Origin of the sequence: Gulosibacter sediminis, from assembly GCF_014904065.1 — a bacterium.
GTDB lineage: Bacteria > Actinomycetota > Actinomycetes > Actinomycetales > Microbacteriaceae > Gulosibacter > Gulosibacter sediminis.
This window is the reverse complement of sequence record NZ_JACXJG010000025.1, coordinates 55,298-69,315: the sequence shown is the minus strand read 5'-3', so window position 1 is coordinate 69,315 and position 14,018 is coordinate 55,298. Positions and strand designations below refer to the sequence as shown.

8 protein-coding genes and 1 pseudogene are annotated in these 14,018 nt (G+C 64.0%); 8 read left to right on the top strand and 1 reads right to left on the bottom strand.

Annotated elements, in window-relative coordinates; translation table 11 throughout:
• Together ID132_RS12010 and ID132_RS12005 are read left to right on the top strand one after the other, a co-directional pair.
• A partial coding sequence (locus ID132_RS12010; protein ID WP_211198418.1) for a GntP family permease occupies positions 1–1,482 on the top strand: 1,482 nt, incomplete at its 5' end.
• Positions 1,483–1,512: 30 nt separating this feature from the next.
• Positions 1,513–2,130 carry a class II aldolase/adducin family protein gene (locus tag ID132_RS12005; protein WP_193128733.1) on the top strand — a complete coding sequence of 206 codons (618 nt, stop codon included), beginning with the start codon at positions 1,513–1,515 and terminating at the stop codon, positions 2,128–2,130.
• A 68-nt stretch (positions 2,131–2,198) separates the two neighbouring features.
• Here ID132_RS12005 and ID132_RS12000 read toward each other — a convergent pair whose 3' ends face one another.
• Entirely contained in the window at positions 2,199–3,425 is a 1,227-nt protein-coding gene (locus ID132_RS12000; RefSeq protein WP_193128732.1) for a DUF2130 domain-containing protein, read from the bottom strand.
• 191 nt (positions 3,426–3,616) lie between these two features.
• On the opposite strand from ID132_RS12000, the gene ID132_RS11995 reads away from it, so the two are divergent.
• The 6 genes and pseudogenes from ID132_RS11995 to ID132_RS11970 all read left to right on the top strand — a co-directional run bounded on the left by ID132_RS11995 (position 3,617) and on the right by ID132_RS11970 (position 14,017).
• Positions 3,617–5,587, top strand: coding sequence for a hypothetical protein (locus ID132_RS11995; RefSeq protein WP_193128731.1), 1,971 nt, complete (start codon positions 3,617–3,619; stop codon positions 5,585–5,587).
• Positions 5,588–5,595: 8 nt separating this feature from the next.
• Positions 5,596–7,198 (top strand): annotated as a pseudogene (locus ID132_RS11990) (class I SAM-dependent DNA methyltransferase).
• Complete coding sequence (locus tag ID132_RS11985; protein ID WP_193128730.1) at positions 7,191–8,390, top strand: restriction endonuclease subunit S; 1,200 nt, start codon at positions 7,191–7,193, stop codon at positions 8,388–8,390. Before ID132_RS11990 ends, ID132_RS11985 begins: the two are co-directional and overlap by 8 nt.
• The gene (locus ID132_RS11980) at positions 8,380–9,525 is read left to right on the top strand and encodes a GTPase (RefSeq protein WP_235988544.1); all 1,146 of its coding nucleotides are present in this window, start codon (positions 8,380–8,382) and stop codon (positions 9,523–9,525) included. The genes ID132_RS11985 and ID132_RS11980 overlap by 11 nt, the downstream gene beginning before the upstream one ends.
• A 113-nt stretch (positions 9,526–9,638) precedes the next feature.
• On the top strand, positions 9,639–10,832 hold the full coding sequence (locus ID132_RS11975; RefSeq protein WP_193128728.1) for a Fic family protein: 1,194 nt from the start codon (positions 9,639–9,641) through the stop codon (positions 10,830–10,832).
• Positions 10,829–14,017 carry a type I restriction endonuclease subunit R gene (locus tag ID132_RS11970; protein WP_193128727.1) on the top strand — a complete coding sequence of 1,063 codons (3,189 nt, stop codon included), beginning with the start codon at positions 10,829–10,831 and terminating at the stop codon, positions 14,015–14,017. The genes ID132_RS11975 and ID132_RS11970 overlap by 4 nt, the downstream gene beginning before the upstream one ends.
• Position 14,018: the final 1 nt, after the last annotated feature.

The following is a 14,018-nucleotide window of genomic DNA, read 5'->3' as shown; positions in this document are numbered from 1 at the left end:
CAGACCCGCGCTACACCCTCATTCGTGAAGAGCCTCATTGACGCGCTCGGCGTCTCGCGGTCGGCCGCGCTCGTTGCCGCCGAAGCGGAGGGCGCCGTGACGGTCGGCCCGTGGGCCTTCGTCGGCCTTGCCGTCGCCATCGCTGTCCTCATCTTCCTCGTGCTGCGCACGAAGATTCACGCGCTGCTCGCCCTCGTCATCGCCGCGTCGATCGCCGGCCTTTCGGCGGGCTTGTCGCCCGAAGACACCGTCGGATCGATTTCTTCCGGTTTCGGCTCGACGCTCGCCACGATCGGTTTCGTGGTCGGTTTCGGCGTCATGATGGGCGCCATCCTCGAGGCGTCCGGCGCGGCCGAGAAGCTTGCGATTACCCTGCTGCGCTGGCTCGGCAAGCGCAAGGAGGAGTGGGCGCTCGCGGTCGCCGGCTACATCGTGTCGATCCCGATCTTCGTTGACAGCGCATTCGTCATCTTGAACCCGCTCGTCAAGGCGCTCTCGCGCAGCGCGGGCCGCTCGGTGCTCACGCTCGGCATCGCCCTCGCCGGCGGCCTCGTGCTCACCCACCACGCCGTGCCGCCGACGCCTGGCCCGCTTGGCGCGGCCGGCATCTTCGACGTGAACATCGGCGAGATGATCCTCTACGGCGTGATCCTCACGATCCCCGCGATCTTCACCGTGACGCTCTACGCGAAGTACATGGGCCCGAAGATCGAGAAGATGATCGAGGTCGACACCGGCACCAAGCTCAGTGCCAGCGAGGCGGTCAGCGAGTTCAACAGCCTCGCCGAGGAGCGTGAGAAGGAGCTGCCGTCGCTGTTCATGTCGATGCTGCCGATCCTCCTGCCCATCGTGCTCATCTTTGCGAACACCGGCATCAACGCGGTCGCGACCAGCGCGCCCGGCGTGCTGCCCGAGTGGCTCGTTGGCGTCGCATCCTTCGTCGGGAACCCGGTCATCGCCGTTGGCCTCGGCGTCATCGCCGCGATCTACGGCCTTACCATCGGCCAGAAGCGCCAGACCACGCTCGCGACCATGGAGAAGGGCATCGACCAGGCCGGCATCATCCTGCTCGTCACCGGTGCCGGCGGCGCGCTCGGCCAGGTGCTCCGCGACAGCGGCGTGGGCGACGCGCTCGGCGAGTTCGTCTCGCAGCTGCCGCTGCCGGCGATCCTGATTCCGTTCGTCATCGCCTCGGCCGTGCGGCTCGTACAAGGCAGCGGCACCGTCTCAATCATCACCTCGGCCTCGCTCTCGGCGCCGATTCTCGCGACGATGCCCGACGTGAACCTCGCGCTCGCCGCGCAGGCCGCGTGTCTCGGCGCGATGGTGTTCAGCTACTTCAACGACTCGCTCTTCTGGGTCGTCAACCGCATGCTCGGTGTCAAGGAGGTCAAGCACCAGCTGCTGACCTGGTCGGTGCCGACGACGATCGCGTGGGCGACCTGCCTCGTCTCGCTGCTCGTTGCCGACATCTTTGTGTAACCGCGCTCGCCGCAGATAAGGAAACCTCGATTGCGTAATCACGAAACTCGCCAGCAGCTCGTGGAGTTTGGCGCGAGCCTCTTCAACCGCGGGTACTCGGTTGGCACCGCCGGCAACCTCAGCGCGCGAGTCGACGGGGGTCTGCTCATGACCCCGACGAACTCCTCGCTCGGGCGCCTCGACGTCAGCGAGCTCTCGGAGCTTGATGGCGAGTTTCGGCACATCGGCGGTGGCAAGCCGAGCAAGGAGGTGCCGATGCACCGGGCGATGTACGAGGCGCGCCCCGACGCCCGTGCAATCGTGCACCTCCACTCGACCTACGTCACGGCGCTGAGCTGCCTCTGGCGCGAGGGCGAGCCGCTCATCCCGTCGCTGACGCCGTACTTCGTGATGCGCGTCGGCCGCGACGTGCCCGTCGTACCGTACTTCAAGCCCGGCACGACGGATGCGGTTGCCGAGATCCGCGAGGCGGCCACGCGCGCGCCGGCGGTGATTCTCGCCCACCACGGCTCGCTTGTGGCGGGGGCGACGCTCGCCGCCGCGGTGGCTGCCGCCGAAGAGCTCGAGGAGACGGCGCGGCTTGCGCTGCTGCTGCGCGATCGCGAGCCGAACGTGCTTGGGTCGGGCGATATCGAGGCGCTGCTTTAGCGCGGGCCGGCAGGCTCAGCGTTTTTCGGTGGGAGCCCGCACTCGTGCAGGGCTCCCACCGAAAACTGTTATGCAGGGTCGTGCTCGTCGGCCGCGCCCAGCTCGGCAAACTTGGCCGCCATAGTCGGGTTGCCCTTGGTCAACTTCTTGACCGTGAGCGCTGTCGCCTTCTCGTTCGCGAGTCGGAGGTTGTTCTCCGACCCGAGAAGGTTGTCCTTGACCTTCTGGAGCCGGGCGATCGCACCGTCGATTTCTTTGATTGCGGCATCGAACTTGCCACTGGCAAGGCGGTAGTTTCGGCCGAACGCCGACTTAAACTCTTCGAGCTCTGCCTCAAACTCGGTGATATCGATGTTCTGCTTCTTGATCTGTTCGAGCTCGTCCTTGACCATGATGGTGTCCTGCGCGGCGTTGCGTAGCAGGGCGATGATCGCGAGGAAGAACTGCGGACGGACGACGAACATCTTCGGGTACTCGTGAGAGACATCGGTGATCCCGGCGTAGAGGTCTGAGTCTTCCTCGAGCATCGAGACGAGCACCGCATACTCGCAACCCTTGTCGTTGCGATCCTTGTCGAGCTTGGCGAAAAAGTCGCTGTTCTTCTTCTTCGTAGCGGTGGCGTCGGACTCATTCTTCATCTCGAACATGATCGAGACGTACTCCACCTTGTCGTCGCTGAAGTCTCGGAAGACGTAGTCGCCCTTCGTGCCAGCGGATGCGTCGTTGTCCTTCCCGAACGTCGCGTTGGGGAAAGCGAGGGAGCGCATGCGATTGAACTCGGTCTCGCAGTGCTGCTCGAGGGTCTCCCCGAGGAGCTTCACCGACAGCTTCGCCTTCATGTCCTTATACCGGTCGATGAGTTCATCCTTCAGGGCGAGCTCCCTGGTGTGCGACTCCTTGAGCGCGGCGTCCTTGACCTTCTGCTCGGCGGACTGAAGAGCCAGCGTGTTCTTCGCCTTCTCGAGGCTCTTCTCCGCAGCCGAGACTGCCTTTGCGACCGCAAGCTCCTGGGCGGTCGCCGCCGACTTCAGCTCGGACTTCAGGTGCTGGATCTCGGTGTCCTTCGCGGCGCTGGCCTTCTGTGCCTGCTGAGCTTCCTTAGCTACGGCGAGCGCGATCTCAGACTCCTTGGTCTTGTCCGCTGCGGCGAGGCGCGCATGAAGCTCGTGTTCGAACTCTGTGCTGCGCACCTGCTGCACGATGTCGGCGTACTGCGCCTTGTCGATCGTGAAGGGGGTCCCGCAGTGGGGGCACTTGATTTCGTTGAGGGCGGTGATCGGCGTGGCGTGGGTCATGAGCTACTCCAAAGGGTGCGGAAGTGGATCCCACGGGCGGGGCAAATCAGCAACGCTCTGCCCGTGATAACGACGTGGTGTCGTTGAACCGATCGTGGACCAAAATTGGGCGAACTTCATTGAGACTGCTGATAAGCCCTCTTATCAGTGAGTGCATCTACCAAGTTAGATTCTTGAAGTACGTTTGACTCATGTCCACAGCGCCCTCACTCCTGATCGACCTGGCCGGTGTCGCCCGGCTGGCCAGAGTGCAGCGCCCCGTGGTCTCGACGTGGCGGGCACGGTTCGCGGCCACTCAGGATCCATTTCCGAATGCGGTCACGGACGAGATCGGCCGACCTAGCTTCAACGCAGACGAGGTGGCTGACTGGCTTGTGCGCACTGAGCATGGCAACAACCCGGATGCACGTGAGGATGCTGCCGCGGCAGCAACTCCTGCGGGATTCTCCTTTGCCGACGCGAGTGCGGTCGCTGAACTGGAGGCGCTGATCGCCATGTATGCGCAGACCGACAGTCTCAGTGAACTCACGCACGCACAGCTCAATGACGCAGCAGCCGAGTTCGACCCATCCGACCGCATGTTTCATCGCGAGATCGCTGCACACGTCGGTCGGGGCGCGCCCTGGCTCGCCTACGCAGCGCGTCTTGTTGACGCTGCGTACTCGCCGTCCGCTGCGCTGGCACTTGTCGCCCGACGCCATGCGGCATCGAACCGTGCGATTGGTTCGGCGGGAAAGTTGGTCGCAGAAGTCACCGCATTGGTCGTCGATGCCACGCTCGCCCTCACGGGCAACGACACCACTGTGGTGCTGGACGCAGATGACGCCGCGCTATCGTTGGCGATCGCAAACAAACTCGGCGACGAGGTGAGTACCGTTCTGCCGTCCGATGTGGAGGCCCGCCGCGTCCGGCGCCAGCTGCTGGTCGAAGGGCACTGGGTCGGCGACGGAGCTGACCCGGCGACTCGTTCCGTCGTGGTCGCTCGCGTTCCGTCAAACCGAGGCGAAGACGTGGCCGCGATCTTGCAGGCAGTCGACGAGGTCTCCTTGTCGTTGCGGCCCGCCGATGCGGCGGTTGTGATCGGCCCCGCGCGGGCACTTGTCGACCCGTTGACGCCCGACGATGAGTTGGTGCGCGCAGACATCCTTCGCTCCGGTCAGGTACGAGGAATCGCGCGACTGACGACCGGCCTGGTCGACAGCGCGATCCGCGAGTCTCTCGCGATGTGGATGCTTGGGCAGCCGGCAGGCGAAGTGCCACCCGCGCAGCGGGCCACTGCCGTCGCCGATCTCAGCGATGCGCAACTCACCGCGGCGACGCGCGCCGACCTGGTCTCAGACCTGATGGCGGCCATGGGCGGTCGCCGAGATCTTCGTGCGCATCATTTCCGGTTCGCGAAGTTCGTGGCCACGTCTTCACTGCAGGCAAGCAGCGGCTCGCTGGTGGCGTCGGCGAAACGGGGAGGACGGCCGTCCAGTGCGAACGTGAGGGCGCTCCCCGCGTTGCTCGACATGGCGGGAGAGGCCGTCCGTTCCGACCTCACCCCATTCGAAGTATCGCCGGAGCGGCACGACGCCCCGGCAGCGGCGTCGGTATCGGAGCTGATCGCGGCTGGACACCTGCGGCGGGTACAGGGCACGCGCCTTGACGCCGACCTGTTGGGTTCGGAAGGACTGGTCGTCGTGACGGCAGCTGACCTCGACGAGCCCGCGTCGATCGGCCGTACCCGCGTCGACCAGCTCACATTCGCGACGCAACACCCCTCCGCTCAGCTGACTCGACCCGGTGACGTGGTCTTCCGCACGAGCCCTACCGCCGCGGCGTGGGTTGACACCGACGGCTCAAAGGTTGTCGCATACCCCGCGCGTGTGTTGCGGATCACCCCGGCAGATTCGGGCGGGCTTGTCCCGGAACTCATCGCAGCCGACATTGCAGTCCAAGCCGGAGGGCCGGGCGCATGGCAACGGTGGATGCTCCGCCGAGTCGCGCCGTCGGCCATCGCGCCGCTCCGGCGCGCACTCTCTGAATCCGCAGACGTGCGCGCGGCGCTCATGGATCGCGTGGCTCGCCTCGACCACTACATCGATACGCTGACGACGGCCGTGGCCGCCGGCACCGTCACTCTGACCGAATCGGATGCCACAGCATCCGCCTTGAAGTAAGGAACTGCATGCCCCGGACACGGAAGGGTGCCGCACCGGCGCCGTCGACAATGAAAGAGCTGAAAGACACGCTCTGGAAAGCCGCCGACAAGCTGCGCGGTTCGATGGACGCGTCACAGTACAAAGACGTCATCCTTGGGCTCGTGTTCTTGAAGTACGTGTCGGATGCGTTCGATGAGCGGCGTGCCAGCATCCNGCACCGAGCTCACCGCCGACGGGTACGACGACGACCAGATCGCCGAGCTTATCGACGATACCGACGAGTACACGGGGCGGGGTGTGTTCTGGGTGCCGGCAAACGCACGCTGGTCGTTCCTCGCGGAAAACGCGAAGGGCCTGGGGCCGTCGATGGACGGCCCAGAGAAGTCGATCGGTGCGCTCATCGATGAGGCGATGGATGCGGTCATGCAGGCCAACCCGCGGCTGGCTGGTACGCTGCCGCGCATTTTCAATCGCGACAATGTCGATCAGCGGCGGCTCGGCGAACTGATCGACCTGTTCAACTCCGCGCGATTCACGGCACAGGGGCAGGGAGGAACGGACGGGCGCCGCGCACGCGATCTGCTGGGCGAGGTGTACGAATACTTCCTCGAGAAGTTCGCCGCGGCCGAGGGCAAGCGGGGTGGAGAATTCTACACCCCTGCAGGGGTCGTGCGAGTGCTGGTCGAGCTGCTGCAGCCGACGCACGGTCGGGTGTACGACCCGGCGTGCGGGTCGGGCGGCATGTTCGTGCAGGCCGAGAAGTTCATCGACGCGAATCACGGCGAGGGAAGCGACATCTCGGTCTATGGGCAGGAGCTCAACGAGCGCACGTGGCGTATGGCGAAGATGAACCTCGCCATCCACGGGCTCTCCGGCAACTTGGGCCCGCGGTGGGGCGACACCTTCGCGCGTGACCTGCACCCCGATCTGCAGGCCGACTTCGTGATGGCGAACCCGCCGTTCAACATCAAGGATTGGGCACGCAACGAGTCTGACCCGCGCTGGCGGTTCGGCGTGCCACCGGCCGGCAACGCAAACTATGCGTGGATTCAGCACATCCTGTCGAAGCTCGCCCCGGGTGGGCAGGCGGGCGTCGTTATGGCCAATGGATCGATGTCGTCGAACTCGGGCGGCGAGGGCAAGATTCGCGCCGAGATCGTCGAGGCCGACCTGGTGTCGTGCATGGTGGCACTGCCGACGCAGCTGTTCCGCTCGACGGGGATTCCGGTGTGCGTGTGGTTCTTCGCAAAGGATAAGGGCAAGCGTGCCGGCGAGGTGCTGTTCCTCGACGGACGAAACCTCGGCCACATGGTCGATCGCGCCGAGCGCGCACTCTCTGGCGACGACATCGCGAAGATTGCCGACACCTACCACTCCTGGCTTCGCCAGGAAGGCGAGCCCTACGAGGATGTGCCCGGCTTCGCGTACTCGGCAACGCTCGCCGAGATCAAGGCCGCCGACTACGCGCTGACGCCGGGTCGCTATGTCGGTGCGCCCGAGATCGAAGACGATGGCGAGCCCATCGAAGAGAAGCTCGCCCGCCTGCGCGGAGAGCTCGAGGCGCAGTTCGCCGAGTCAGCGCGGTTAGCGGATGTCGTGCGTGAGCAGTTGGGGAGGGTCGATGTTTGAAACAACGCTGGGCGACGCGTGCGAGCGCGTTGATTACGGGCTGACGACTTCGGCTACGGCACACAGCGTCGGTCCTCGATTTCTGAGGATAACGGACATCGAACATTCCCACGTTGACTGGAATGCTGTCCCGTACTGTGTGGCGACCTCGCAGGAGATACAAAAGTATTCGCTGACCGACGGGGACATTGTCGTTGCGCGTACAGGCGCTTCGACCGGACGCTCGCAATGGGTCAGATCGACCGAGCCAGCGGTTTTCGCGTCCTATCTCGTGCGTTTCCGTGTACGACCAGAGTTCGACTCGCGTTTCGTGTCGTACATACTGCAATCGGCCGATTGGTTGAGATTCGTCGACAGTCAGGCTCATGGGAAGTCGGCTCAGCCGAACATGAGTGCGTCTGCCATGGCGGCGTTTAGTTTCATGCATCCTCCGCTCGCGGAACAGCAGGCGATCGCCGAGGTGCTGGGCGCTCTCGACGACAAGATCGCCGCCAACTTAGCCCTTGCAGGCTTGATTGACGAATACCTCGCAGGACTGCTCGAGAAGATAACTCACGGTACCGGGACGACAAGCCTCCGAGCGATTGCAGACGTGAACCGTCAGTCGGTCAGGCCGGAAGTTGGGCGGCAGTTGAGGTACGTCGATATCGCGTCGGTCGGTGTGGGTACGTTCGAGTACCCGGGCGTCAGCGACTGGGCCGATGCGCCGGGACGCGCTCGACGAGGACTGGCTGCCGGCGACACCGTGTGGTCTACAGTGCGGCCAAATCGCCGGTCTCATGCACTCAATCTTGAGGACGATCCAATGCTCGTGGCGTCGACTGGGCTCGCTGTCTTGTCGCCTCGCACCGTAGGTTTCGCCTACTTGTACGAGTCCACTCGGCGACCCGAGTTCACATCGTTTCTCGAGAACGTGGCTGAAGGTAGCGCTTACCCAGCGGTAAGAGCTGACCGATTCTTGGAGGCACCAGTACCCGACCTCCCAGCTACGAGTATTCGCCGATTCGAAGACACAGCGGCGCCACTGCGTGAGCTCGTTGCAGTACAAGCGCGGGAGAATCGCACCCTCGGCGCGACGCGCGATGCGCTTCTGCCGCAGTTGATGTCCGGCAAGCTGCGAGTCCGCGATGCTGAAGCAATGGCATTCACTGCTGGCGCCACGACACCTACAGGAGCAAATGATGAGTGCTGAACCCGAGCCCTCGAATATCGATGAGACGCCGTTCCTTGACGGCATGAGTGATGCCAAGTCGCGGTACGGCCGCTTTAACCTGGCCGTGATTGGTGCTACGGGCGTCGGCAAGTCCTCGCTTGTCAACGCGGTTTTCGGGCGTGATCTGGCCAAGGTTGGCAAGGGGCTGCCCGTCACCCGCGGGGTGCACTACTACAGCGACGACTCCCTCGGTATCTGGGATGTCGAAGGGTTCGAGATCGGAACGCCCGTGCCGGCGGCAGAACAGCTGCGCGGTCACCTACAAGAAATCGCAAAGCGACCGAAGAACGAGCAGATCTCTGTCGTCTGGTACTGCGTCAAGTCGAATGACGATCGCCTTGCGCCGCACGAGATCGCGATGATCGACGAACTGAGCCGGGCAGGGCTTCCCGTCATTCTCGTGCTGACCAAGGTGGACTGGTTGAGAAACCCCATCACAGGCCAGCGTGGAGTGTCGAAGGGTGTTGAAGAGTTCGTGAATTGGCTCGAGAAACCCGTCGACAACGGCCAGCCAATTTCAATCAACTACGAGCGCGTCATCCTGACCTCCACCAGCGACAAGCACGGGAAGGGCAAGGGGCATGGTCTCGGTGAGCTCGTCGCAGAGACCCTGTCTCTCTCGCCCAAAAACGAGCAGGATGCCTTTCGCATCGCGCAGCGACTCAACCTTCCCTGGAAACGAGAACTCGCCCGACCCGTCATCGCCGCCGCAACCGCGGCCGCAGCAGGAGCGGCGACGGTTCCACTTCCCGTCGCGGATGCCGTTACCCTGGCGCCGATCCAACTCGGAATGATGGCCCGCATCGCGGTTATCTACGACATCGAGATGAAGACAGCCCTGTCGACGAGCTCCCTGGCGAATCTCGGCGCGCAACTCGCGGGCCGCGCGCTCGCGAGCAGCTTGATCAAACTCATCCCGGGAGCGGGGAGCGTCGTCAATGCTGGAGTCGCTGCCGCACTTACCGGTGCCACGGGCGAAGGCTGGCTGCGTCTGTGTGAGCACGTGCACACCGGGAAGATCAGGCTCGACCAGATGGATGAAGCCTGGAACCAGTACGTACCTGGCTTTCTCGATGTCATCCGCAAGATGGCCGAGCAACGCGTGGGGAAGTAACCGGGGGCATGAACCGCTGTGCGCGAGCATCCGCAGCCTTGTCAAACCAGTGCGAAGAAGTAAGCTAAACGCGCTTTATCTTTCATCTTTGCGGTCTTCTGGAAAGGTAAGACATGCGCACCGAGCAGTACATCAGCACGGCATTCGGCACGATCGTCACCAACCCGGTCGGCGCATGGCGACACCCCTACTTCCTCCCGGTCAATATCCCCCGGGAACTCGTCCTGAGTCCGGAGTCGTTGGCTGCAGTGTCGCGCGCGGATCTCGCGCTGGGCAGGCTTTCCGGCCTGGCGATGCTGATTGATGACCCCGAACTGCTGCTTGGGCCCTCGATGGCGCAGGAAGCGTTGGCAAGCTCAAGGATCGAGGGGACACAGGCCTCGCTTAGTGATGTGCTGAGCGCTGAGAATGCCGACGAGCCGATCGACGATGAGAACCTCCGCGAGGTGAACAACTACCTCAACGCGGCCGCAGAAGGTCAAATGCTGCTGCAGAAGTGGCCGCTGACGCAGCGATTCATTTGTGCGCTTCATGAGACCCTCCTCGCGGATGTGCGAGGCGACGAGAAGTTCCCTGGTGAGTTGCGGCGCTCACCGGTCTGGATCGGCTCACCCAACGCGCGACCCGAGACTGCACGCTTTATTCCACCGCATCACGAACAGATCGGCGACCTGCTTGCAGACTGGGAACGGTTCGTGAACGAGCCGTCGACGATGCCGGTGGTGCTGCGTGCCGCACTCATGCACTACCAGTTCGAGACGATCCATCCGTTCCTCGATGGCAATGGGCGAATTGGACGGCTATTGATTGGCTTCATGCTCGTCGCCGACGACGTCCTTAGCGCTCCGATTCTTCCGATCTCGGACTATTTCGAGCGCAACCGTGACCAGTACTACGACCGTCTGCAGGCCGTGCGTGAACGTGGCGAGATTGAGGAGTGGGTGCAGTTCTTCTGCGAGGGTATCGAGCAGCAGGCGAAGCGAGCTGCGGCGCGCATCCGCGCTCTCGTTGAGGTGCGCGAACGTTACCGCAGGGAGACGATCAACGATCGTTCGGCACTGACATCCGTCATCGATCTCATTTTTCGCAACCCGGTCATCACGGTGGCAACAGTCATGCGCCATGCCGAGGTCAGTCGACCCGCGGCGTCGGCGGCGCTTCGGCGTGCGGAAGCGCGTGGGTGGCTCGTGTCGGCGGGGCGCTGGGGTCGTGGTGGCCGCGAGCGTTGGATCGCCACAGAGATCTGGGCCGCGGTATCCGACGGCAGCAAGTTTGAACACGAAGCGCGGGGGAACGAGGAACGATGAGTGCACTAACGGAAGACCTCTGGGAGCGGGATGCGCTGGACACGCTGGCGGAGCCGCTCGGTTGGCGCCCCGCGAGCGGTGACCAGATCGCGCCGGGCACCGGGGAACGCGATACGTGGGGTGACCTCCTCATTCGTCCGCGTTTGCTTGAAGCGCTGCGCCGGCTCAACCCTGGCGTGCCCGCCGAGTATCTGCAGCAGGCGCTGGCCGAGATCGCCGCCCCGAAATCGCAAGATGCGATCACCGAAAACCACCGGATCCACCAGTACCTCGTCGGCGGGTATCCGCTGGGCTACATCGACGCTGATGGTGTCGAGCAGAACGTCCGGCTGCGCCTGCTCGGCACCGAGCCTGCAGACAACGACTGGCTCGCAGTCAACCAGCTCACGCTCCGCCAGGGCGATCTGCATCGCCGGTTCGACGTCGTGCTGTTCGTCAATGGTATGCCGCTCGTCATCATCGAACTCAAGCGTGCCGGTTCCGCGTCCACCGGCGTCGCCCCCGCTCACGCTCAGCTTCAGACATATCTGCGGGAGTTCCCGATGGCGTTCCGCTTCTGCGTCATGACCCTCGCCAGCGACGGGCTCGATGCCAAGTACGGTACGCCCTTCACTCCGCTCAACCACTTCGCGCCGTGGAACGTCGACGATGACGGCGCACCGCTGCAGCAACCTCGTGTCGAAGGCGGAGTTTCGGTCGAGCCCATCGACGACGCACTCATTGGGCTGTTCAACCAGGAGCGGTTTCTGCAGCTCGTGCGCAACTTCACCGCGTTTGACGAGAACGCCGACGGCCTCACGAAGCGCATTGCCAAGCCCCACCAGTATTTCGCGGTGACGAAGGCCGTCGGCTCGACCGTGCAGGCCGTCGAGACTAATGGCAAGGCTGGCGTCGTCTGGCACACGCAGGGCTCGGGCAAGTCGATGGAGATGGAGCTGTACACGAACCTCGTCGCGCGGCATCCGAAGCTCAAGAACCCCACCGTGGTCGTCGTTACCGACCGCACCGAGCTTGACGGGCAGTTGTTCCAGACGTTCCATCAGAGCCTGCTGCTGCCCGATGAGCCGGTGCAGGTGCGCGAGCGCGCCCAGTTGCGCGACGAGCTGCGCAACCGCGTCACCGGTGGTATCTACTTCACGACGCTGCAGAAGTTCGGGTTGACGGATGCCGAAAAGCAGTCTGGCATGCAGCATCCACTGCTCACAGACCGACGCAACGTTATCGTCGTCGTCGACGAGGCACATCGTAGCCACTATGACGACCTCGACGGGTACGCGCGGCACCTGCGCGATGCGTTGCCGAACGCCACCCTCATCGCGTTCACCGGTACGCCGATCTCGTTCGCCGAGCGTGATACCCGCGCAGTGTTCGGCGACTACATCGACATCTACGACCTCACCCGCGCGGTCGAGGACGGCGCCACTGTGCCCGTCTACTTTGAACCGCGGCTCATCAAGGTGTCGTTTACCGATGAGGTGAGTGAAGAAGACATTGATCGCGCCGCCGACGAGTACACGCTCGGCCTGGACGACACTGAGCGGGCGCGACTCGAAGCATCCGTCGCCGTTGTTAACGCGGTCTACGGTGCGCCCGAACGCATCGAGACGCTGGCGACGGATCTCGTGCACCACTGGGAGGAACGGCGCGAGCGGATGAAACCGTTCCTCATGACGCCAGGCAAGGCACTCATCGTCGGAGGCACGCGCGAAATCTGTGCACGGCTATACGACGAGATCGTCGCTTTGCGGCCAGACTGGCATTCCGATGCGCTCGATGCTGGTCGCATCAAGGTCGTCTACTCGGGGTCGGCCTCGGATCAGCCGCCCGTGAGCGACCACGTGCGACGCGACTCAGAGAACAAGGTGATCAAGGCAAGGCTGAAGAACCCTGACGACGAACTCGAACTCGTCATCGTGAAGGACATGATGCTGACCGGGTTCGACGCGCCGCCATTGCACACGCTGTACCTCGACCGGCCGTTGAAGGGTGCCCTGCTCATGCAGACCCTCGCGCGGGTGAACCGTACGTTTGAAGGCAAACAGGACGGCCTGCTCGTCGCGTATGCGCCGCTGGCCGACAACCTGGCGACGGCGCTGTCGGAGTACACCGTGTCGGACCGCGAGAACAAGCCGATCGGCCGTGACGTCGATGAAGCGGTCGCGATCGCGACTGAGCTGGTCGCACAGATCCGTGAAATGCTCGCAGGCTGCGATTGGCGTGCGATCGCGGCCGCGGGCGGCTCTCGCGCGTGGCGGACCGCAGCCACCACCGCGACGAACTTCCTGCGGGACGCGAGCAATCCGCTGAATGCGCCCGAACTCGAATCCGAACGACTCGCGGCGCGATACCGCACCGCGACCGGTCAACTCGCGCGCGCCTGGGCCCTCGGATCGGGTCGCGAGGGGCTTGCGGAACTGCGCGACGAGATCGCGTTCTATGAAGAGGTTCGCGTCTGGATGGCGAAGTTTGACGCCGCCGAACGACAGTCGCGGGACGAGCCGATTCCAGAGGAGATCTCACGCCTGCTGGGCGGGCTCGTCGCCGATTCGATCACGCCCGGTGAAGTGCTCGACATCTACGATGCGGCCGGGCTGCCGCGGCTGGCGCTCGACGACCTTGGCCCTGAGTTCCTCGCGAAGGCGCAGGCCGCGCCGAATGCGCACCTCGCGATCGAGGCGCTCCGCAGGTCTCTGACGGATGCCGGGGCACGTGCGACGCGCGGCAACCTCGTGCGGCAGCGGGCGTTCTCAGACCGGATCGTCGAGGTCATGAACCGCTACACGAACCAGCAGCTCACATCTGCAGAGGTCATCGCCGAGCTGATCGAGCTGGCAAAGGACGTGGCTGCCGAAGCCGCGCGCGGATCGACGTTCTCGCCACCTCTTTCGAGCGACGAACTCGCGTTCTACGACGCCGTTGCCACGAACGAATCGGCCGTCGAAGTCCAGGGCGGAGACGTGCTTGCGCAGATCGCGCGCGAACTCGTGTCAGTCATGCGCCGCGACGTGCGCACCGACTGGACCGTGCGCGACGACGTTCGCGCAAAACTGCGATCGTCGATCAAGAGACTGCTCGTGAAGTACAAGTACCCGCCGGACAAGCAGCCCGAAGCGATCAAACTGGTCATGGACCAGATGGAGTCGATGGCCCCGCGGTACGCGAACGACCGCGTGAACGGGGCCTGAC

Coding starts and splice junctions, on each gene's coding strand:
- ID132_RS11970 (WP_193128727.1), top strand. CDS start 10,829: ATGAGTGCACTAACGGAAGACCTCTGGGAGCGGGATGCGCTGGACACG.
- ID132_RS11995 (WP_193128731.1), top strand. CDS start 3,617: ATGTCCACAGCGCCCTCACTCCTGATCGACCTGGCCGGTGTCGCCCGG.
- ID132_RS11980 (WP_235988544.1), top strand. CDS start 8,380: ATGAGTGCTGAACCCGAGCCCTCGAATATCGATGAGACGCCGTTCCTT.
- ID132_RS11975 (WP_193128728.1), top strand. CDS start 9,639: ATGCGCACCGAGCAGTACATCAGCACGGCATTCGGCACGATCGTCACC.
- ID132_RS12000 (WP_193128732.1), bottom strand. CDS start 3,425: ATGACCCACGCCACGCCGATCACCGCCCTCAACGAAATCAAGTGCCCC.
- ID132_RS11985 (WP_193128730.1), top strand. CDS start 7,191: ATGTTTGAAACAACGCTGGGCGACGCGTGCGAGCGCGTTGATTACGGG.